Source organism: Exiguobacterium chiriqhucha RW-2, from assembly GCF_000416965.1.
Classification (GTDB): Bacteria; Bacillota; Bacilli; order Exiguobacteriales; family Exiguobacteriaceae; genus Exiguobacterium; species Exiguobacterium chiriqhucha.
Genome location: NZ_ATCL01000014.1, coordinates 384,672 through 405,969 on the forward strand (window position 1 = coordinate 384,672; position 21,298 = coordinate 405,969).

A 21,298-nucleotide genomic window follows, 5' to 3' on the forward strand; every position below is an offset into this window, starting at 1 on the left:
GATAAAGAGACACTGAGGAGGGATCACATGCTTTGGGAAACTGTTGAACCGATTATCAATCAATTAGAGGACGATCATACACGGGAGGACTGGCAGGAGCTGTTCGCCAAGTGGGACGGTCATCATTGGCATGACGGGGAGAGCGTGAGCGAGAAGACGAGCGTGCTCATGATTGATGCCAACGCCGTCACGACGGACGGGAGCCCGGACTTGGACGCGCTCCATGACCTATTGAAGGAACACGTCCAGGCGTCGATTAGCGACTTGTATCTCGTTTCGCTGTTCCCGTATCCGGCCAAGCCGACTGATACAGCCATCAATCCGCGTATCCGGTTATACGAGGACCTCGGACGCTTCAAGCATGAGTTCGAGCTCATGTATGATACGGAGCCCGATGTCTATAACGAGCTACAGTTCAATTTGCTCGAGGAGACGGACGCCTTCATCGAGCGGCTCGCCCAAGGCGCGACGAAGCTGCGTGTCCACGTCCAGTCGTTCCGCGGCATGTCCGAGGAAAGCATTCAACGCGTCATCGAACTGTGGCACGCGGTGCTCCATCACTATAAACCGCACGGCCAGTTGATTCTTGCCTATGAAGGAGACGTTCAGGCACTCGGCTCATACATCAGCGTTGCCGATGCGATTTGTCACTTCGACCTCGCGTCGCACACGATGCTGGCCTTCGCGCAAGGGGATGCCAAGAAGTTGTCCGACTGGGCGAATCGAATCGAGGCGCCAGGAGAAGGGAAGACGTACTTCAACTTCTTGTCGATTCATGAACGCGACCCGTTCGAGAAGAACTTGATCGATCCGAGCGTCGACATGATTCTCGCGGCTCACAGCATCCTGTTCTCGCTCCAAGGCATACCGACCGTTGATTACCGGACGCTACTCGGTGTCCAGACACCGGTTGACCATGACGCGTTGATTCAAGAGCTGAAGACCGATCCGTATCGCTTGCAGGTATTCTCTGGCATCATCAGCCAATTGAACGTCAAACGGACATGCTCGGCGTTCTCACCTTACGCCGAGCAGCGCATCGACACGTCCGACAAACGCGTCTTCACGGTCGAACGGAAGAGTGAAGGAGAGACACTCATGTTGTATACGAACGTCAGTAATGAGCCGGTGACAGTGCGGACGAGCGGGATGAATCTGTTCACAGGTGAGCCGGTCGAGACGATTGACCTCGATGCGTACGGGTTTGTTTGGGTGAAATTTGAATAGGACTTTTGATTCAAATTTAAATTGTGTGATTTAGGTGTATTGACTCATGATTCATTTGGTAGGAAAATGGAGATATAAGGAATTTCCATGACAAAAAATCCTACATACACCAAGGAGCTAACCCCATTGAATCAGTCACTATTTATGCATGTCTTAAGCTTAACGTTTCACTCATTCTCATATTGGATGTTCGCGACGTTGTTCATCGCATTAGCGGGCTTCGTATTTTTCTACATGTGGGACCGTGAGTTTGCAATCGAGTACCGGACGATTTGGCGCAAGTTTTACTACTTGATGTTCGCAGCGTTCGTCTTGTTCGGATTAATCGTTGGCGAGTTCACGTTCGACGCAGCGTGGGCGCTCGCCGGTATCGCGATTGTGATCGCCGTCCTTGACTTCGGAGTGCTCGTTACGCCAGGCAAGGAACCCGAAATCATTGAAGTTGACATGACAAAACCCCTTACCGAAGAACAGTGATGTTCTCGTGTAAGGGGTTTTTCTTATGCCCGGTAACCGTTCGGATTGTTCGATTGCCAGTTCCAAGCATCGCGGCACATGGCACGGACGTCGTGTTTCGCTTCCCAGCCGAGCACACGTTTCGACTTCGACGGGTCAGCAAAGCACGTGGCGATGTCGCCCGGACGGCGTGGGGTCACTTGGTACGGAACAGCTTTTCCACTCTCGGTCTCGAACGCATGGACGAGGTCGAGGACGCTATAACCAGTCCCAGTCCCTAAGTTGAACGCCTCGGCACCGGTGTGGTCCATGACGTATTCGAACGCCTTCAAGTGACCCTCGGCCAAGTCGACGACGTGGATATAGTCACGAACACCAGTCCCATCCGGTGTGTCGTAATCGTCACCGAACACGCTCAATTCGTTCAAGCGACCAACGGCGACTTGCGTGATGTATGGCATCAAGTTGTTCGGGATATCGAAAGGGTCTTCACCGATTTGCCCCGATTCGTGGGCGCCGATTGGGTTGAAGTAGCGCAATAGAGCGATGCTCCATGATGGATCGGCGATAGCGAGATCGCGCATGATGTCTTCAATCATCAGTTTCGTCCGACCGTATGGGTTTGTCGCGCTGAGCGGGAACGACTCGTCGATCGGTGTCCGTTCCGGCATGCCGTAGACGGTCGCCGACGAACTGAAGACGATTCGTTTCACGTCGAACGCGTTCATCACTTCGAGGAGGACGGTCGTGCCGACGACGTTGTTCTCGTAGTAGCGGAGCGGCTCCGATACCGACTCGCCGACGGCTTTCAGGCCAGCGAAGTGGATGACGGCGTCGATTGTATGCGTCAAAAAGATTTGTTCGAGCAATTCACGGTCGAGAATGTCACCGAGATAGAACGTGACCGATTTCCCGGTCAGTGCTTCGACGCGATTGAGCGCCTCGCGGCGGCTATTCGATAAGTTGTCCAGAACGATGACGTCGTGATCGGTTTCAAGCAACTGTAAGACGGTGTGGGTGCCGATATAACCGGCACCTCCTGTAACAAGAATCGTGTTCATGGGGATTGCTCCTTCCGTGAAACTCTCTTATTTTTCAGTCAGTCGTACCCGTGTTTGTCCGTTCGTACCTTCGAATAAGCGGAGTGAATATGTCTCACTCTCATAAACTACTGCATCGTCCGTCTCGAGGACGGGTTCACCGAGCGGGCTGAACGCCTCGCGTGTCGTTTGCGTGTTTGTCCAGTCGATGGCGTGAACCTTGTCCTGTTGAATGACGAAGAAGCCGCCGTTATAGAACGCATAGGCGTTCAACGCATCCGTCTCACGGCCGTAAGGCGCGCCGAGCGTCTCCGTGAGTGCCGCTTCGTTCATAGCGAAGAAATCAGGAATCGATTCGCCGAGCCAATCGTTGTTCAAGTTCGTGTTCACCCAGTCGAGTAGGGCGCTATCGGTCAAGTCGCGTGTCGGCCATTCGGTCGTGACCGAATCGAGCGGAACCCATGCTGTCGTCCCATCCAAATTTACTTCAACGTGTTCATCTTGTTCCTTTAAAATCTCATAACGGTCGCCGATATCTCCTATATAGGTGACCGTCGTACCGTTCGGTTCAGAGACGAGATTAACGTTTTTCGAGGCGAGCCAGACATAATTTGTTTCTGGCTCTTGGACGACCGGTTCAGGATCCGGCTTAGGTGTTTCTTCGACAACTTTGGCTTCTTGTTTTGGTTCCAACAAGTCCATAACATATGGATACCCGATATAGCCGCCTCCTATGAGTAAACCGAGGAGGAAAAGGACACCAATCCATTTTCCGGATTTACGGCGTGGTCGGGCTGGTTCAATCGTTCGTTGATACTTGGCTCGTTCCGCGCGTGAGGGCACGGGAATTTCAGGTGTATAACGCGGTTTTGCGGTTGTGGCTCGTTCTTCCTGTTTTAGAGTTTCAACTACGGTTGGTTCGGAAGTGGGTACCGATGCCTTGTTCGGAATCGGTGTTTCCTTGACGGCTGTCTTGTCAATTGACGTGGATTGAGGAACCGTCGCTTCTTTGTTCAATACATTCTCATGCATCTCGAGTAAAGACACATAGTATGGAAGAAACGTGGCATCTTTCTTCCCATCCTTAATCCAACCAGCGAAGTCCGACGCCGATTTTTCTTCGGTTGGGAGCGATGGCTCCGTCGTACCGGTCAACTCTTCGAAGGACACGTTCAACGATTTCCCGTCCCCTAAATTTTGTTTAATGACATCTTGTAGTTTTGTACGTGTTGCCGCATTCGTGTCTGCGTACAACTGGAGTAGGCGCTCACTAACGTGCACTATTGTCTCCTCCTTTTGTTAAGTTCTTCCTAACAAAGTTTATCAGATTTACATACCAAAAAACCCAAATTTTAAAAAATGGGTCATCAACTGTGAGGATTTTTGCTATAATGTTTTGGTATTGGCATTGTTAAATATTATCTGCGGAATTTTTCCAGTAGTGACTTTAAAGAACAGAGGAGAGAAAACACGAGCATGAAAGAAGAGACAATTTCCCTTGGAGAATTATTCTCCATCTTGAAACGGAGCAAATGGCTCATCGCAAGTTTAGCAATCATCGCGGCGCTCATCGCCTTTTTAGTTAGTTCATTCGTGATTAGTCCGACGTATGAAGCGTCAACGCAGGTTCTCGTTGCGCCAAAACAATCTGAGCAATCGATTGATTTAGGTCAAGTGCAATCTTCAATTAACTTGGTCAACACATATCGTGTCATTATTCAAAGCCCAGCTATTCTTGAACAAGTTCAAGAAAACGTGATTGGAGCCCCTGATAATATTAGTAATTTAATCACGGTAAACAGTGAACAAAACTCACAAGTCATTAATATCAAAGTTCAACATACGAACCCAGTCTTAGCAACAGATATTGCAAATGAAATTAGTGATGTCTTTTCAAAAGAAGTACCGGAATTGATGAGTGTCGATAACGTCAAAGTGCTTTCTAATGCATCTGTACCGATGTTCCCGGTGAAACCTAACATCTTATTGAATACAGCTATCGCAACAGTGCTTGGTTTAATGATTGGAGTTGCCATCGCGTTTCTCAAGGTTGTGTTGGACCGTCGGATTAAGACGGAACAAGACGTTGAAAATATTTTGGAACTTCCAGTTCTCGGATCAATCCCTGTGATTGATAAAGTCGAAATGCGTCAACAGCGCCAAGCTAACATGAAAGGTGAACAAGTCCATGTTTAAGTTCGGAAAAAAGAAGAGTAAACACATTCAATATGACAAAACCGGTCGTGAGTTAATTACCGTTCTTAAGCCGAAGTCACCGATTTCGGAGCAGTACCGGACGATTCGGACGAACCTAGAATTTACCGCTGTGGATGATGAACTCCAAACAATGGTCATCACTTCTGCTTCATCAGGCGAAGGAAAGTCGACGACTTCGTCTAACCTCGCCGTCGTCTATGCTCAACAAGGAAAACGAGTATTACTCGTCGACTGTGATATGCGTCGTCCGACAGCCCATTTTACGTTCCGTCTTTCGAACGGGATTGGTCTCTCAACTGTGTTGGCTAAGAAGACGACTGTTGAAAAGGCAATACATTCGACTCAAATCGAAAACCTCGATTTGATTGCAGCAGGCCCAATCCCACCAAACCCGTCAGAACTATTGTCTTCGAAGATGATGGATCGCGTTTTGGAAGAACTAAAAACAAACTATGACATCATCATTTTAGATGCACCTCCAATGATGCAAGTGGCGGATACACGCCTTTTGGCTCGCAAGGTTGACGGTGTCGTTCTTGTCGTAGGTTGTGACAAGTCAGACCGTCAGATGGTCGTCAAAGCAAAAGAACAATTGACGCTCGCTGAAGCTCATATTCTCGGTGTTGTCTTGAACAAACGTGAGCCACAAGGCAGCGACGACTACTACTACTATTACGCATACGAATAAAAGGAGAGCGTGCCATGATTGATATCCATTGTCACTTATTGCCGGCCGTTGATGACGGTCCGGAAACAGTTGAACAAGCGGTCGAGATGGCGAAACGCGCCGTAAGTGAAGGGGTGACCGCAATCGTGGTCACCCCCCACGCGTTTCACCCGCAGTTTGACACAAGTCAGCTGGATGTATCGAATGCTGTGACGAGATTACAAAACGTTTTGCGGCAAGAAGGAATCAACCTCGATTTATACACAGGTCAAGAAATCCGGATTTTTGGAGACCTTGTTGAGTCACTAGAGCAAGGAAAAGCATTATCTCTTGCCGGGTCTCGTTACGTTTTAGTGGAGTTCCCAAGTGACTCAGTCCCTGCCTATGCTGAACAATTATTCTTCGGACTTCAAACAGAAGGCTACACGCCCGTCATCGCTCACCCTGAGCGTAATAAAGAGTTCGCTACTAATCCGAAACGATTGATGGACTTCATCTCTTCTGGTGCGCTATCGCAGATTACGACGAGTAGTTTGACTGGAGAGTTCGGTCAGAACGTTAAGGAACTCGCATTTGCTTTCCTTCGTAATGGCTTGAGTCATTTGATTGCATCAGATGCCCATAGCACAGGCCGCCGAACATTTTATTGGACGGAAGTCGAGAAAGTTGTTCGTGAAGAGCTTGGTCAAGATAAGTGGGAAAATTACGTAGTCAATGCGGAAGCAATTATGAAGGATGAATTTGTATTCATCGATCCGCCGACATTACCGACGAAAAACTGGCGAGGAAAATGGAAAAAATGATTGTCTTATTTTAAAGACTAGTTATTGACAATTTATCTATAAATATGATTCTTATGTCGACAACTGTCGAACGATTTCAAGTTTAATTTACTCCTCGTCTGTTTTTATATTAGGTCGAAAGTGGTACCCTTAACTTATAATTTTGAAAGGATGTAAGTTACATCCTTTTTTCTATGAATCAGGCAGATAATATATATTATCCCAGCGAGGAGGAACGATGAATGTCATTAACTGAGCTAAAAAGAAAGTCGATTCGGACTAGTATTTTGGCTACGCTAGATATTATTGCAATTATTTCTGCAATTACATTTACGTATTTCTTTTTATATCCTGTCGAGTTTTTATTTTCGATGAATCAAAATCATTTTATTCAATCGGCGATCATTTATAGTGTGCTATTTATTTTAATAGCGGGACTGAGCGGCCTCTATGATGTAGCATGGCGATTCGCTAGCATTAAAGAAGCCATCAGATTAACACTTACATTGGTAATGAGTACAGCTTCTCTTTATCTCATACAGTTTGGTATGTATGGAGAAGCAATGGAACGTATGTTGTTTCTGAGTTCCTGTCTTTCTTTATTAGCTTTAGGAGCAATTCGATTAGGTTCGCGTGTAATGATCACTTGGAACTCTAATTCTACTTCCGGTTTATTTAATAAAAAATTAAAGAGACGAAAAGATGAAAAACGGACGCTGATCATTGGAGCTGGACAAGCTGGACGAATGCTCGTCCGTCAAATGCAACACTCACAAAATCATCGGATGAACCCGATTGGTTTCATTGATGATAATAGCCATCTACAATCACTAACCGTCAACGACGTGAAAGTGTTGGGGAAGGTTGATGATTTAGAATCTGTAGTTGAACGTGAGGCAATTGATAAGATTGTCTTCGCTATTCCATCAATGAATTATAAAGAACGATTAGAAATCATCAAACGTGCAAAAGCAATTTGTACAAATGTACATACGTTGCCAATGATTGAAGAAGTGGCAGCCGGTAAAGTATCGGTTAACCAGATGCGGCAAGTGTCAATTGAAGATTTACTTGGGCGTGAGCCTGTAGAACTTGATATCTCTGGGATACAGTCGGAAGTGGAAAGCAAAACGGTCCTTGTGACTGGTGCTGGGGGATCAATCGGCTCTGAAATTTGTCGTCAAATCTTAAAGTTCCAACCATCACGCCTTTTATTGCTAGGTCACGGAGAGAATAGTATTTATTTGATTGAACGTGAACTTCGTGATTTGAACTTGAATATTGAACTTATTCCGATTATTGCGGACATACAAGATCGAAATCGATTAAAGGAAGTATTTGAATCATACACGCCACATCTTGTCTTTCATGCGGCAGCTCATAAACATGTGCCATTGATGGAGGCCAATCCTCATGAAGCTGTAAAGAATAATATTTATGGGACCAAGAATGTTGCTGAAATGGCCGATGAATTTGGAGCTTCTCGTTTCGTCATGATATCAACTGATAAAGCTGTGAATCCAACGAATGTCATGGGATCTACAAAACGAATCGCTGAAATGGTCGTTCAACGTTTAGGAAAAATAAGTCGAACGAAATATGCTGTAGTTCGTTTTGGTAATGTTCTAGGAAGCCGTGGATCAGTCATCCCACTTTTCAAAAATCAGATTGAAAAAGGCGGTCCACTTACAGTTACTCATCCAGATATGACTCGATATTTTATGACCATTCCTGAAGCAAGTCGACTCGTTATTCAAGCCGGTATGCTGGCTGACGGCGGAGAAGTTTTCGTTTTAGATATGGGCGAGCCCGTGAAGATTGTGGACCTTGCTCGAAACATGATCAAATTAAGTGGGTTTACAGAGGAACAAATCTCTATTGAGTATAGTGGGATTCGTCCAGGAGAAAAAATGTTCGAAGAGTTGTTGAAAGAAGGGGAAGTCCACCCTGAAGCAGTGTATCCAAAGATTTTTACGGGCATTGTGTCAGAAGAACAGAATTTAGACGGGAAATTAAATCAAATTCATCATCTTAAAACGAGTGAAGCACTTAGTCTTTACCTTATTAATTGGGCGAATGATGGAATTGAGTTGCAAGACGATTCTCTTAACCACATGCGAGAAACTGTTTGACCATTGGAGTGTGAATAATGAAATACATTGAGCAGAAAAGAAAAATTGATTTCATTCTTTCTTTAGTAGGATTAATTGTTTTATCACCTTTATTTATTGGGATTATGATTGCGATTAAATTGGAGTCGAAAGGTCCTATCTTTTTTAAACAAAAGCGTGTCGGAGTGAATCAAACTCATTTCAAAATTTTAAAATTTAGAACTATGAAAATCGATACTCCTAAGGATACACCAACCCACTTATTACTAGATCCAGATCTCTACATTACAAAAGTCGGGAAGTTTCTTCGGAAAACGAGTCTCGATGAACTTCCTCAAATCATTAATATTCTAAAAGGTGATATGGCAGTGATTGGTCCGCGTCCTGCACTTTGGAATCAGTACGATTTGATTGAGGAACGTGAAAAATACGGAGCGAACAGTGTGACTCCGGGTTTAACAGGATGGGCTCAAATCAATGGTCGAGATGAACTTCCAATTGAGTATAAGGCACAACTAGACGGTTATTACGTTGAAAAGATATCATTCTGGATGGATGCAAGATGCTTTATAGGGACTTTATTTAGTGTAGCAAAAGGCGACGGAGTTGTTGAAGGCGGCACAGGAATAATGAGTAAAGAAGTCGCCTCGTCCAAGGAAACAGACAAATGAAGCGTGTTTTAATTGTTGGGGCCAATAGTTATATCGGAAAGTCATTTAGAAGTTGGGTTGCGGAGAATTCAACCTCAGAGATGACACTTGACTCTTTGAGTTTACGTGATGATACGTGGAGAAATGTTGGTTTGCATGAATATGATTCAGTCATTCATTTAGCAGCTATTGTGCACTCTCCAAAAGCAGAATCATCCTTATACTACAAAGTAAATCGAGACTTAGCGGTTGAATTCGCAAAGAAAGCTAAGAGCGAAGGGGTCAAACACTTTATTTTTATAAGTACGCTAAGTGTCTATGGCAATGAAGTGAACGATGTGATTGATCAACATACTGTACCAAAACCAAGTAACCATTATGGTAGATCGAAATGGGAAGCCGAAAATGAAATTATCGGCCTTGAAAATGATGAATTTATTGTTTCGATTGTGAGACCGCCGTTGGTATATGGGCCTCAGGCGCCAGGCAATTTCGCAAGAATCATGAACTTTTCGATATTAACGCCTATAGTGCCTTTTATTTCAAATAAAAGAAGTATGATTTTTATTGATAATCTTTCAAACTTTCTATTTATCCTGATAAAGAATAAAGTCAAAGGGATTTTCATACCTCAAAATGCAGATAGTGTGTGTACATCAGAAATTTTGCTTGAATCTAGAGCGATATCAGGCAAAAAAACACTTGTATTGCCAATCAAATTACCACGGAAGTTAAAAAAGAAAATTAAGATTATAGATAAAGTGTTTGGTGATTTAGTAGTAGATCCACAACTCTCATCAGTAAATGAACAATATAGCCAAGTGACTTTTAAAGAATCTATTTTTTTGTCAGTAATTAAATAACATACAAACGTCGATGTAACATGCTTTTCATAGCGGTTTTCAGAATAGAGATTTAGGCGAGGAAGAAAACGGTGAAACAAATACTCATATTATCAAATCATCATGCATACACCTATAATTTCAGAAAAGAAGTGATCCAGTCGCTACTGAATGAAGGACATAAAGTATGTATCGTTGCTCCTTACGGTGAGAAAATCGAATTACTTAAAGAGATGGGATGCGAATATTTAGAGCTTTCCCTAGATCGAAGAGGAATCAATTTGAAGAATGATATCCAATTAATGTATGGATACCATAAAATCGTGAGACGTATGAAACCGGATGTTATTCTCTCTTATACGATTAAACCCAATATTTACGGCGGGATTGTTTCGAGAGTGCATAAGATTCCTTTTATACCGAATGTCACTGGTCTTGGATCAGCTGCCTCTTCAAATAAACTCATAAGCAAATTGGTTTTATTTTTGTACAGATTGGCTTTCAAAAAAACAAGCCATGTCTTTTTTCAAAATAAAGAAAACAGAGATTTCTTCTTAAATAATGGATTTAAGTTGAACTATGAAGTATTGCCTGGTTCAGGAGTTAACTTAAGTGAATATGCTCCGGCTCCTTATCCTATTGAATCCAATACATACGATATTCTATACGTAGGGAGAGTTATGAAGGAAAAAGGGGTCAATGAGCTTCTTTCGGCAGCGAAAATCCTTGAAGATCGAGCCGTCCCTGTACGATTTCGGTTAGCTGGTTTTCTTGATGATGGATTTGATATTTCAAATTCAATCGAACATAAGAATGTAGAATTATTAGGTGCGAGAGATGATGTTCCTTCTTTAATTGAGAAAGCTCATGCCATTATCTTACCGTCTTATCATGAGGGAATGTCCAATGCCTTGTTAGAGGCAGCTGCCTCAGGTAGACCATTACTAGCCTCCGATATAGCGGGATGCAGAGAAATCATTGATGACAATAAGAACGGGTTCTTATTCGAAGCAAAATCTGCAAACAGCATTGTAGACAGAGTGGAAGCATTCATTTCTACTTCGTATGCTGAGAAAGTTCGCATGGGGTCTGCATCAAGAAATAAAGTAGAAGAAGAATTTGATCGAAGCATTATTGTAAAGGCATATCTCAACAAAATTACGGAGGTTACTCAATGAATACTCAAGTAGTGAATGAAAACTTATATCAAGAAATCGTGACAAAACAAGCCAACATTTCATTGATCGGATTGGGCTATGTAGGGATGCCAATTGCGGTAGCATTTGCAAAAAAAATTAACGTTATCGGGTTTGATATTAGCAGTGAAAAAGTAGAACTATACAAAAATGGTATCGATCCAACAAAAGAAGTCGGGAATGAAGCAATCAAGCAAACGACTGTTGAATTCACTTCAAATGAAGAAGATTTAAAAAAAGCAAAATTCCATATTGTCGCAGTACCTACTCCAGTCAATGCAGACCACACTCCTGACCTTCGTCCGATTCAAGGAGCTAGCCGTACACTTGGGAAAAATTTGACTAAGGGATCAATCGTTGTCTATGAATCGACGGTATATCCGGGTGTGACTGAAGACATCTGCGTTCCGATTTTAGAAGAAGAATCGGGTTTGAAATGCGGGATTGATTTCAAGGTAGGGTATTCACCTGAGCGTATTAATCCTGGCGACACTGTACACCGACTTGAAACGATTATTAAAGTAGTTTCAGGAATGGATGAAGAATCATTAGATATTATTGCTAAGGTCTATGAGTTAGTAGTCGATGCTGGTGTATATAAAGCCGAGTCAATTAAAGTAGCTGAAGCAGCTAAAGTAATTGAGAATTCTCAACGTGATATTAATATCGCGTTCATGAATGAATTGTCTATTATTTTTAACAAAATGGATATCGATACAAAAGCAGTTTTAAAAGCGGCGGGAACAAAATGGAACTTCCTAAACTTTTCTCCAGGTCTCGTGGGAGGACATTGTATTGGCGTAGATCCGTACTATCTCACTTACAAGGCTGAGCAATTAGGATACCGTTCTCAAATTATTTTATCTGGTCGTCGTATCAATGACGATATGGGTAAATATGTGGTAGAGAATCTCGTGAAAAGTTTAATTAAATCAAATATTCCTGTAGCAGGAGCAAAAGTAGCGATTTTAGGATTTACATTTAAAGAAGATTGTCCGGATACACGTAACACACGTGTGATCGACATTGTAGAAGAATTAAAAGAGTATGGGATTACTCCTGTGATAGCAGACCCAGTAGCAGACGCTGAAGAAGCTCATCATGAATATGGCATTTTCTTCGACTCGATGGAAGATGTGAAAGATATGGATGCAGTCATTTTAGCAGTGGCCCATAAAGAATTTATGGACTTGTCACATGAAGAAATTTCAAATTGGTTCAATTCGATGAATGAAAAGAAAGTGCTTCTCGATATTAAAGGTGTCTTGAATCGAAAAGATTATGAAACTAATGAATACAAATACTGGAGACTGTAAGGAGTTTATTCATGGGATACGAAAACGTTGTATTTGAAGAAGATTCATTATTTTTAGTTACAGGTGGAGCCGGTTTTATCGGCTCTAACCTTTGTGAAGCTATTTTGAATAAGGGGTACCGGGTGAGATGTCTGGATAATTTATCTACAGGGAACCCAAAACATGTTGAAATGTTTATAAATCATGAGAACTATGAATTTATTGAAGGCGATATTAGAGACTTAGAGATATGTCTTGATGCATGTAAAGGCGTAGACTTTGTCCTTCATCAAGCTGCTTGGGGAAGTGTTCCTCGTAGTATTGAAATGCCTTTGTTGTACGAAGATATTAACATCAAAGGGACGTTAAATATGTTAGAGGCTGCAAGACAAAATAACGTGAAGAAATTTGTCTATGCGTCAAGTTCATCGGTATATGGTGATGAGCCAACGCTACCAAAAATTGAGGGAAGAGAAGGGAAGGTTCTTTCTCCGTATGCCTTAACTAAAAAGGTAGATGAGGAGTATGCGCGCCTTTACAGTAATCTATATGAATTAGATACATATGGATTGAGATACTTCAATGTATTTGGACGGCGCCAAAATCCGGAAGGTGCATATGCTGCTGTAATTCCGAAATTTCTAAAGCAATTGTTGAATGACGAAGCACCTTCTATAAATGGAGATGGTAAGCAAAGTCGTGACTTCACTTACATCGAGAATGTTATCGAAGCCAATTTAAAAGCTTGTCAAACATCAAGTGAATTTGCAGGTAATGCCTACAATGTAGCGTTTGGCGGCCAAGAGTATTTAATTGATGTTTATCACATGTTAACGGAATCGCTTGATAAAAAGATAGATCCGATTTATTTACCTGAGAGAGCCGGGGATATTAAGCATAGTAATGCAGACATTTCTAAAGCACGAGCAGAAATGGATTATAAACCAGAATATAGTTTTGAGCAGGGGATTTTGGAAGCTATTGAATGGTATAAGGAGAACTTATGATGGGAAGTCATTCTAAAAAGAATATAGTTTTACTAATTCCCCAACTTAGACATGGGGGGGCCGAGAGAGTTGTTTCAAGACTCTCTTTCTTATTAACTGAAGATTTTAATATTAAAGTGGTCGTTTTTGACGATTCAATAGTAACGTATAAAGTAGGTTGTGAAGTTATTTCGTTAGGTGTACCTTCATCTTCGGAGAATAACGTATTTTCTAAAGCATTAAATGTAATAAAAAGAGTGTTAAAATATAAAAAAATTAAACGGGATAATAACATTGATATTACTTATAGCTTTGGTGATACAGCTAATATTGTGAATATTTTTAGTAAAGGCGAAGATAAAAAATTAATCTCAATTAGAGGCTATAAGAGAATCCGAACAGGAAAAACACTTATTGATCGTTTATTATTGAAACCTATTTCTGTATACATTTGCAACAAGGCCGACAAAGTTGTTTCTGTATCAGAACTCATTACTCAAACTCTAATTAAAGAGTACAATCTTCCGTCAGAGAAAGTTTATACAATTCATAATGGATATGACCTAGATACTATTAGAGAATTATCTCAAGAATCTCTAAATGAAGCAGAAGAGAAAATCTTTGAAAAGAAAAATGTGATTATTAGTGCAGGTACTTTTCGTCATGAAAAGGGTTATTGGCACCTTTTAAAAGCATTTTCAATTGTACTTAACAAAAAAGAAGACATGCTATTGGTTATTTTGGGAACCGATTTTAACAATAACAAAGAAAAAGTTTTAAACTTAGCGAAACAATTAAAAATTGAACAATCAATAGTTTTTTTAGGCTACAAAGAAAATCCATATAAATACTTTAGTAAAAGTAATATGTACGTACTTTCTTCAGTCTTTGAAGGATTTCCGAATGCTTTAGTGGAGGCGATGTCATGCGGTCTCCCGGTTGTTGCTGCTGATTGTCCTTCAGGACCAAGAGAAATTTTATCGTCAACGTTTAATATCAATGAAGAATTTAAAGGAATAAAATATTCGGAATTTGGGATTTTGACTCAAAGAATGAGTGCAAAAGAAAACTATGAACCAAACATATTAGAAAAGGATGATATTCATTTAGCAGAAGGAATTATTGAACTACTAGATGAAAAAAATAGACAAGAGTTTTCAAAAAAGTCCCTTCAAAGATCAAACGATTTTGGCTATTCTACATGGTTATTAAAACAAAAAGATATATTATCTTTTAAGTGAGGTAGATAATAAATGATACTAAAAAAAATAAAAAATTATGTATTTACTAAAAAGAATCTTAAGGTAGGAAAAGGTACCAGGATTTTAACTAGTATTAATAACTTTGGATCGGAACCATACTTAGTTACAATCGGATCGAACTGCACTATCACTTCAGGTGTAAAGTTTATTACTCATGATGCTTCTATTGGAACTGTATTAAATTATAAAAAAATCAATCGGATAGTTGGCGAAGAAAAATATGAATTGATGGCAAAGATTGAAGTTGGCGATAATTGTATGATTGGTGTTAATTCGATTATTTTACCAGGCGTTAAAATTGGACCTAATAGCATCGTAGGAGCTGGATCAGTAGTTACTAAAGACGTTCCTCCTGGAACTATAGTGGGAGGAAATCCTGCTAAAGTAATTAGCACTCTTGATGAGTACTTTGAAAAAATTGATGCTAAAAAAATTCTGATTTCAAATATAAAGAAATATGATGAAAGAAAAGATGAGATCATGAGTAAAGTGAAGGACAGAGCGTAAGTAGATAACCAGATCTGTGTGAAAGAAATGAGGTAAATTTAGATGTCTATTATTTTTTACATAGTGTGTATACTTGGATTTATATATTTTTTTATTAATAAACGAACTTTTGATTTTTTTTCAATTGCTTATGTTTCTTCAATGGTCTATTTTTTACCAGGTTTCTTTGGCACAACCTTTCTTCCTGGGTGGATTATAACTGACTTATTAATGGAAACGTACTTCATTATGTGCTTAATACCTGTGTCAATTGTTATAACTGCTATAATTTACGACTACTATCACATAAGTGACGAGCACCTAATTAAATATGATTTTCAGAACTCCGAGTATACTTATATTATGATAAATATCATTACGATAGTTAGCTTTATAATGATGATGTTAACGATGGGTAGTAGCTTATTTTTAGCAGATAAAAAAGAAATGATGTTAGAAATAAACTCTTGGTCTAAAATATGGGAAAATGCTGTTTGTATTGGGATAGTATTAGCCTATTTAAATAATAATAAAAAATCATTTTTGGTTTATTTAGCAATGATTGCTTTTATCATATACACGGGAGATCGGACGATTCCTGCAATTGCGTTAATTTCTATTATGACTATAGTTTTTAATTCTCAAGGAAAACAAAGTATTTTGTTCAAACGATTTAAATTAGTTTCGATAAGTGTACTATTTGCTTTGTTCTTCTTTGTGTATAAATATTTGTATATTCATATAAAATTAAAAATGTGGACAGAAGTATTCGAAAAGCTTACTAATCCTTACTTCTATCTTGAAACGGTAAAGTTTTCAGAACCATTTGCTATTCAAACTATTTTAAATGAAACTATAAAACATGATTTTTACGTAGGAATGGGTCATTTCACAGGATTATTAAATCAGCTCGTTCCATTCGGTAATAGATTAGGTGCAACTAGCGTTACATTTAACAATTTGTTCCAACAGCAACTATTTCCTGAGGTGACTTATGGGATGGGGAGCAACATTTGGGCTGAAATGTTATCAGCAGGTGGATGGGGTTTGCTATTTATCTTCGTGCTTCTGTTTAATATGGTTTTGTATGTAGGGAACGGTTTATTTAGAAAATCGTATGGTAATTTTAGAGTACTAATGGTGATCCTACTAAGTTTTTGGTCATTTTATATCCATAGAAGTAGTTTAGAATATACCATCAATTTAAATAAAAGGATTATTCTATTACTGTTAATTAGTTATATGTTTTCTGCATTAGTAGGCTATGCTTCAAAGAACAAAACTTACAATAAGTTGGTTAAGTCATGAGGAAAATCGCATTAATTTTAATGTTAATATCTATCGCTTCTCAAATAACAGGTTTTTTTAGAGAGCTTGCGCTATCTTATTTTTATGGCGCTTCAAATATAAGTGATGCTTATTTAATCTCTTTAACAATACCGATGGTTATATTCGCCTTTATTGGAAAATCTTTGTCCACTAGTTTTATACCGATATACGCAAGTATTGAAAATGACATAGGTGAAAAAAAAGCCGTAAAATTCACTCGGAATTTAATTTCACACCTTTTACTAATTATGACTTTGATTGTGGTAATTAGTTATGTGTTCACACCCCAGATTATTAAACTATTTGCTTCAGGTTTTGATAATCCTACTACCGAAATAGCAATTGAATTTTCAAGAATAACAATTTTTGGGATTTATTCAATGATGATGGTTAATATCCTTACTGCTTTACTACAGTATAAAAATTATTATCTCGTACCAGCATTAACGGGAATAGTAATGAATACAGTTGTAATTTTTTCAATATACCTCAGTTGGTTTTATCAAGAATTGATGATTTTGTCTATTGGGACATTAATATCAATGATTGCTCAGTTATTCCTGTTGACCCCATTGATGAAAAAAATAAGTTTCAAACTAAACTTATACTATGAAAAAAATGATCAAAATCTTAAAGAAATGATTTATTTATCTATCCCAGTAATCATAGGAGTATCAGTTAACGAAATTAATGTATTGGTTGACCGAACTATAGCATCAAGTGTTGCCGTAGGTGGGATATCAGCGCTAAATTACGCTAATAAACTTAATGGATTTATTTATGGGATTTTTGTGTTTTCAATTGCAACAGTACTTTATCCAACTATTATAAAAAAAATCAATCAGGGTGATCAGGAAGGCTTTCTAAAGTCTTTTCGCGAGGCGACAATCGGAGTACTGTTATTTGTTTTACCAGCGACAGTTGGGTTAATGGTACTCTCCGAGCCTATTATAAAATTGTTGTACGGACGTGGAGCTTTTGATCAAGAGGCCTTAACCTTAACGAGTTCTGCATTGTTTTTTTATTCGTTTGGTATTGTCGGTGTATCCTTGCGGCTAATAATTTCAAGAATATATTATGCTTTGAAAGATACAAAAACACCAATGTTGAACGCTACCTATGGGATGATAATTAATATTGTACTTAATATAATTTTATCGGAGTATTTAGGCATTGGAGGTCTTGCGCTTGCCACCTCTATAGCGGCCATTATTACGACAACGCTACTATTTATTAGTTTAAGAAAAAAAATTGGTCCTTTAGGAATGAAGTCTATTTTTATTTCATTCATGAAAATTTTATTGGCCTCATCATTTATGGGAATGTTTGCAAAACAAAGTTATATATATTTCAATAGTTTTTTATCTGGGAATACATCTCTTTTAATATCAATAGTAATTGCAACTTTATTTTATGGTGTTTTAATTCTTTTATTGAAAATAAAAGATGTCGAAATTTTATTGAATGCAATAAAAGAAAAAATGAAATAGAAAACTATATTATTGTTCACATTATGGAGCAGTTTAGTGTAGAAGTGATGTAGTCTTTCAGCAAGCGGAAAGTGTTAGAGAGGTTTAAAAAGATCTATAGTCTATATCTCGAATTGTTGTCTAACTAAAAAAATTGATTTTCATTGCTCAATTTAAAAAGGCGTATGTCCTGACTATTGTCAGAATGACGCCTTTTTCTTTTCAGTTTTTTAATTGGATGAGTCTATTCTTTGCATTTAAGACTTCGATCGTCTCTTGTTTTTGTTCCTTGGAAATATGCAGATACAACTCGGTAGTCTCGGTGGATGCGTGGCCTAGCAAACGACTGATTTTAGTGATATTGACACCTGCGTTATGCAACTCCGTCGCAAAACTGTGTCGAAGAACGTGGCTCGTGATTCCAAAGCCGAGCTGTTCGTTCGACACTTTCTGCAAATACTCGTTCACGTAGTTCGCACGGACTTTCGTACCACGCGGCATGATAAACAAATAAGGAGACTCTGCATCAGTCTTTGGCCGCTCGCATTGAATGTAACGAAGCAATGCGTCACGCAAACGATCACTCATCGGTACTTCCCGCATCTTGTTGCCCTTCCCATGCCGGATGACAAGCTCATTCGTATCAAACGCGACATCTTCAATCGTTAAATTTAGCGTCTCGCTGATTCGAAAACCTGCATCGCAACCAATCATATAAATGTTATATAGGGTCGCGTTGTCGGCATGATATAAGATTTGATGCAGCTGTTCACGGCTCAGGATAATGGACTGTCGTCTTGCCTCTGCGCCAGACACGTTGACCTGTGCGAACGGATTGCGTGTAATCCATCCTTTCTCGACCGAATAAGCCATGAATGTTTTGAGCACACTTACATATTTCTTAATCGTATTGAACGCTCGCTCACAGTCAACGAGTTCATCTCGATACGCATAGGCGTGGGCGGTTTCGTCCACGTCTTTTAATAAGGTCACGTTCGCCTCGTCCATCATGTTCTCAAATCGACGTAAGGTATTTCGATATGTTTTCACGGTGTCTTGCGATTTACGTTGTCTGAACTCCACATCCTCTAAATAAATGGAGATGGCCTCTTCGATTGTCATGCATTCCATGTTCTTCACTCCTTCGAATAGATGTCTTCTCTCAGTTCACGTTGAACGTCTGCCTTGTAAGCCCGCAATCGGCTCGCGGAATAGGTCAGCGTCTGTTCGGTCCCATCAATCAGGTGACAGAGAAGTTCGAAGTGGCGTGATGACAGTTTCACTCGTTGTTCATCAAGCCAGTCGAACAGATGGCGCTCGGACGTCATACATTGTTCTGGAATCCGTTCGGCTACGACTTCATGTTTCAAGTGGCGAGCATTCTTTTGTTGATGATTCAAGATGGCCCCGCGGACTCGTTGGAAGCAGTACGTCTTTGATAACGTGCACCCCCGATTCAATGCTTCCCACAAAGCGATGCGTGCGATTTGGGCACAGTCTTCTTGTTCATTCGGGTGGATGTTCAAGTGTCGGACGACATAATGGATCATCGGCTCCCACTCATGGATTTGTTCATCAATTGTTTTCATCGGTCGATTCTTTTCCGAGCGCTCTGCGTAATTCCTAGGTTAGACCGAGTATAAACGCTATTCCCCCCGTCACACCATTGCCCTTATCACACATAAGCCCGGGGATATCTCCGATAATATAGGGCGTAAGGTGACAGAGGCGTAAGACAACGGCGGCACAACGACTGAAAAGGGGGGAATAGCGTTTCCTTCCTTGTGATAGAAGAATAGAGGGGGATATTGACTCGGGATTTATCAAACAAGCTATGAAAGAATGAGCAGTACTTTGATGATCACCTTCACTGAGTTCTCACAAGTGATTCAAGGATCGCATCGTCTCTACCGAGAAGGATTAATTTGTCAAATTAGTTCAGTCACCCCATGACCGGTTTCTCCGACATGCTATACTAAGAAAAAAGCAAAGAAATGGGTGGAACAGTTATGGGGAAGACGACACCACGGAACTCGAAATGGATGCGGACGTATAACCGCTCGCTCATCCTCCGGCTCATCCGGCTCCATCAGCCGGTGTCCCGGGTCGAGCTCGCCAAGGCGACGAGTTTGACGAAGCCGACGATCTCGAACATCGTCAACGAACTGAAAGAAGAAGGGCTGATCAACGAGCGCGAACTCGGCGTCTCGAGCGGGGGACGACGGCCGATCATGCTTGAACTCGCGGCCAGTGACCGTTTTGTCATCGGCATCGACGCGACGCAGCGACGACTGCACGGCGTCGTGACGAACATCCATGGGGAGATGTTAGGTGAGGCATGGCATGACGAGCGGTTCGACACGAACGAGGAGTTCATCGAGGCCATCGTGACACTTTACATAGAACTGGCCGGCAAGGCCGAAGGCGATGTCATCGGGCTCGGGGTGTCCGTCCACGGGATGGTCGAGGCGGGGAATGGGATAGTCCTGTTCGCGCCGCGCTTCCACTTGCATGACATCCCACTCAAACAAGAACTCGAACAGCGTCTGAACCAGAACGTCTTCGTCGAGAACGACGTGCGGACGCTCGCCTTGGGCGAACTCTATTTCGGCGAGGCGATCGGCATCGACGAGTTCTTCTACGTCTACGCCGGGTACGGCATCGGAGGCGCCTACGTCCACGGCGGCGAGCTGATCGACGGGGAGCATCATATCGCCGGGGAGATCGGCCATATGCGCATCATGCTCGACGGGCCGATCTGCTCGTGCGGCAATCGCGGCTGTCTCGAGGCGGTCGCCGGGGAACGAGCCATCTTGAACGAGGCTCGGCAGCTGAACCACGAGCTCAATCTGAACGACCTGAGGGACGCCGTCGGAACGAACGCCGACATCCAGCAGCTGTATGAGCGGGCCGGGGAATATATCGGCATCGCGACGCTCAACATGATCCACCTGCTTAACCCGAACCGAATCCTGCTCGGGGGGCCGCTTTTCAACTACGCGCCGAACGTCGTCGCCAACATCCAGGAGCGGGTCGCCCAGACGGCGCTGACGATGGATGCCCGCCAGACGGACATCCGTGTCGTCCCGTGGAATGCGAACCATGGCGCGCTCGGTGCGGCCGCCTTGATCACGAACCAACTGTTCGGCGAAATCCAATGATTCAATCGCTCTCACCTCGAGGGCGATTTTTTTGTGTCGAAAAATAATTTGTATGAAACCGTTTACAAGTCTAAAAAGGATATGCTATAGTCTGTTTGTAGTTAGATAATAAATTTAATTTA

General features: G+C 41.3%; 20 protein-coding genes. 16 read left to right on the top strand and 4 right to left on the bottom strand.

Annotation, left to right across the window (positions count from 1 at the left end):
* Positions 1-27 precede the first annotated feature (27 nt).
* Complete coding sequence (locus M467_RS21700; RefSeq protein WP_021066269.1) at positions 28-1,227, top strand: alpha-amylase family glycosyl hydrolase; 1,200 nt, start codon at positions 28-30, stop codon at positions 1,225-1,227.
* Between the two features lie 126 nt (positions 1,228-1,353).
* Complete coding sequence (locus M467_RS21705) at positions 1,354-1,704, top strand: hypothetical protein (RefSeq protein ID WP_144060657.1); 351 nt, start codon at positions 1,354-1,356, stop codon at positions 1,702-1,704.
* A 23-nt stretch (positions 1,705-1,727) separates the two neighbouring features.
* Here the strand turns inward: M467_RS21705 and galE are convergent, their stop codons facing one another.
* Positions 1,728-2,744: a UDP-glucose 4-epimerase GalE gene (gene galE / locus M467_RS21710; protein ID WP_021066271.1), complete on the bottom strand. Its 1,017-nt coding sequence runs from the start codon at positions 2,742-2,744 to the stop codon at positions 1,728-1,730.
* A gap of 27 nt (positions 2,745-2,771) precedes the next feature.
* On the bottom strand, positions 2,772-4,004 hold the full coding sequence (locus M467_RS21715) for a hypothetical protein (protein WP_021066272.1): 1,233 nt from the start codon (positions 4,002-4,004) through the stop codon (positions 2,772-2,774).
* A 195-nt stretch (positions 4,005-4,199) separates the two neighbouring features.
* Here M467_RS21715 and M467_RS21720 point away from each other — a divergent pair, with 195 nt between their 5' ends.
* From M467_RS21720 to murJ, 13 genes are all read left to right on the top strand, one after another.
* Positions 4,200-4,919: a YveK family protein gene (locus M467_RS21720; RefSeq protein ID WP_021066273.1), complete on the top strand. Its 720-nt coding sequence runs from the start codon at positions 4,200-4,202 to the stop codon at positions 4,917-4,919.
* Positions 4,912-5,628: a CpsD/CapB family tyrosine-protein kinase gene (locus M467_RS21725; RefSeq protein ID WP_021066274.1), complete on the top strand. Its 717-nt coding sequence runs from the start codon at positions 4,912-4,914 to the stop codon at positions 5,626-5,628. The genes M467_RS21720 and M467_RS21725 overlap by 8 nt, the downstream gene beginning before the upstream one ends.
* A 14-nt stretch (positions 5,629-5,642) precedes the next feature.
* Complete coding sequence (locus M467_RS21730; RefSeq protein WP_021066275.1) at positions 5,643-6,410, top strand: tyrosine-protein phosphatase; 768 nt, start codon at positions 5,643-5,645, stop codon at positions 6,408-6,410.
* A gap of 221 nt (positions 6,411-6,631) precedes the next feature.
* On the top strand, positions 6,632-8,521 hold the full coding sequence (locus tag M467_RS21735; RefSeq protein WP_021066276.1) for a polysaccharide biosynthesis protein: 1,890 nt from the start codon (positions 6,632-6,634) through the stop codon (positions 8,519-8,521).
* 17 nt (positions 8,522-8,538) lie between these two features.
* Entirely contained in the window at positions 8,539-9,171 is a 633-nt protein-coding gene (locus M467_RS21740; protein ID WP_021066277.1) for a sugar transferase, read from the top strand.
* Positions 9,168-10,013: an NAD-dependent epimerase/dehydratase family protein gene (locus tag M467_RS21745; RefSeq protein WP_021066278.1), complete on the top strand. Its 846-nt coding sequence runs from the start codon at positions 9,168-9,170 to the stop codon at positions 10,011-10,013. Before M467_RS21740 ends, M467_RS21745 begins: the two co-directional genes overlap by 4 nt.
* A 71-nt stretch (positions 10,014-10,084) precedes the next feature.
* Positions 10,085-11,170 (top strand): glycosyltransferase family 4 protein, encoded by a 1,086-nt coding sequence (locus M467_RS21750; RefSeq protein WP_021066279.1) that lies wholly within the window; start codon positions 10,085-10,087, stop codon positions 11,168-11,170.
* The gene (locus tag M467_RS21755; RefSeq protein ID WP_021066280.1) at positions 11,167-12,504 is read left to right on the top strand and encodes a nucleotide sugar dehydrogenase; all 1,338 of its coding nucleotides are present in this window, start codon (positions 11,167-11,169) and stop codon (positions 12,502-12,504) included. The genes M467_RS21750 and M467_RS21755 overlap by 4 nt, the downstream gene beginning before the upstream one ends.
* 11 nt (positions 12,505-12,515) lie before the next feature.
* Positions 12,516-13,490, top strand: a complete 975-nt coding sequence (locus M467_RS21760; protein ID WP_021066281.1) for an SDR family oxidoreductase — start codon at positions 12,516-12,518, stop codon at positions 13,488-13,490.
* Positions 13,490-14,710 carry a glycosyltransferase gene (locus M467_RS21765; RefSeq protein WP_021066282.1) on the top strand — a complete coding sequence of 407 codons (1,221 nt, stop codon included), beginning with the start codon at positions 13,490-13,492 and terminating at the stop codon, positions 14,708-14,710. The genes M467_RS21760 and M467_RS21765 overlap by 1 nt, the downstream gene beginning before the upstream one ends.
* A 12-nt stretch (positions 14,711-14,722) precedes the next feature.
* On the top strand, positions 14,723-15,238 hold the full coding sequence (locus M467_RS21770) for an acyltransferase (protein WP_021066283.1): 516 nt from the start codon (positions 14,723-14,725) through the stop codon (positions 15,236-15,238).
* A gap of 390 nt (positions 15,239-15,628) precedes the next feature.
* On the top strand, positions 15,629-16,525 hold the full coding sequence (locus M467_RS21775; RefSeq protein ID WP_144060658.1) for a hypothetical protein: 897 nt from the start codon (positions 15,629-15,631) through the stop codon (positions 16,523-16,525).
* Positions 16,522-18,036 carry a murein biosynthesis integral membrane protein MurJ gene (gene murJ, locus M467_RS21780; protein WP_021066285.1) on the top strand — a complete coding sequence of 505 codons (1,515 nt, stop codon included), beginning with the start codon at positions 16,522-16,524 and terminating at the stop codon, positions 18,034-18,036. Before M467_RS21775 ends, murJ begins: the two co-directional genes overlap by 4 nt.
* 201 nt (positions 18,037-18,237) lie before the next feature.
* Here murJ and M467_RS21785 read toward each other — a convergent pair whose 3' ends face one another.
* Both M467_RS21785 and M467_RS21790 read right to left on the bottom strand, forming a co-directional pair.
* Complete coding sequence (locus M467_RS21785) at positions 18,238-19,146, bottom strand: tyrosine-type recombinase/integrase (RefSeq protein ID WP_021066286.1); 909 nt, start codon at positions 19,144-19,146, stop codon at positions 18,238-18,240.
* A gap of 5 nt (positions 19,147-19,151) precedes the next feature.
* Positions 19,152-19,604 (bottom strand): sigma factor, encoded by a 453-nt coding sequence (locus tag M467_RS21790; RefSeq protein ID WP_021066287.1) that lies wholly within the window; start codon positions 19,602-19,604, stop codon positions 19,152-19,154.
* Positions 19,605-20,024: 420 nt separating this feature from the next.
* On the opposite strand from M467_RS21790, the gene M467_RS21795 reads away from it, so the two are divergent.
* Entirely contained in the window at positions 20,025-21,176 is a 1,152-nt protein-coding gene (locus tag M467_RS21795) for an ROK family transcriptional regulator (protein WP_021066288.1), read from the top strand.
* Positions 21,177-21,298 lie beyond the last annotated feature (122 nt).

Excerpts from the sequence above, each read along its gene's own strand:
- M467_RS21745 (WP_021066278.1), top strand. The coding sequence starts at position 9,168 with ATGAAGCGTGTTTTAATTGTTGGGGCCAATAGTTATATCGGAAAGTCA.
- murJ (WP_021066285.1), top strand. The coding sequence starts at position 16,522 with ATGAGGAAAATCGCATTAATTTTAATGTTAATATCTATCGCTTCTCAA.
- M467_RS21740 (WP_021066277.1), top strand. The coding sequence starts at position 8,539 with ATGAAATACATTGAGCAGAAAAGAAAAATTGATTTCATTCTTTCTTTA.
- M467_RS21725 (WP_021066274.1), top strand. The coding sequence starts at position 4,912 with ATGTTTAAGTTCGGAAAAAAGAAGAGTAAACACATTCAATATGACAAA.
- galE (WP_021066271.1), bottom strand. The coding sequence starts at position 2,744 with ATGAACACGATTCTTGTTACAGGAGGTGCCGGTTATATCGGCACCCAC.
- M467_RS21720 (WP_021066273.1), top strand. The coding sequence starts at position 4,200 with ATGAAAGAAGAGACAATTTCCCTTGGAGAATTATTCTCCATCTTGAAA.
- M467_RS21730 (WP_021066275.1), top strand. The coding sequence starts at position 5,643 with ATGATTGATATCCATTGTCACTTATTGCCGGCCGTTGATGACGGTCCG.
- M467_RS21755 (WP_021066280.1), top strand. The coding sequence starts at position 11,167 with ATGAATACTCAAGTAGTGAATGAAAACTTATATCAAGAAATCGTGACA.
- M467_RS21795 (WP_021066288.1), top strand. The coding sequence starts at position 20,025 with ATGGGGAAGACGACACCACGGAACTCGAAATGGATGCGGACGTATAAC.
- M467_RS21735 (WP_021066276.1), top strand. The coding sequence starts at position 6,632 with ATGTCATTAACTGAGCTAAAAAGAAAGTCGATTCGGACTAGTATTTTG.
- M467_RS21775 (WP_144060658.1), top strand. The coding sequence starts at position 15,629 with ATGGGTAGTAGCTTATTTTTAGCAGATAAAAAAGAAATGATGTTAGAA.
- M467_RS21700 (WP_021066269.1), top strand. The coding sequence starts at position 28 with ATGCTTTGGGAAACTGTTGAACCGATTATCAATCAATTAGAGGACGAT.
- M467_RS21760 (WP_021066281.1), top strand. The coding sequence starts at position 12,516 with ATGGGATACGAAAACGTTGTATTTGAAGAAGATTCATTATTTTTAGTT.
- M467_RS21790 (WP_021066287.1), bottom strand. The coding sequence starts at position 19,604 with ATGAAAACAATTGATGAACAAATCCATGAGTGGGAGCCGATGATCCAT.
- M467_RS21765 (WP_021066282.1), top strand. The coding sequence starts at position 13,490 with ATGGGAAGTCATTCTAAAAAGAATATAGTTTTACTAATTCCCCAACTT.
- M467_RS21770 (WP_021066283.1), top strand. The coding sequence starts at position 14,723 with ATGATACTAAAAAAAATAAAAAATTATGTATTTACTAAAAAGAATCTT.
- M467_RS21785 (WP_021066286.1), bottom strand. The coding sequence starts at position 19,146 with ATGGAATGCATGACAATCGAAGAGGCCATCTCCATTTATTTAGAGGAT.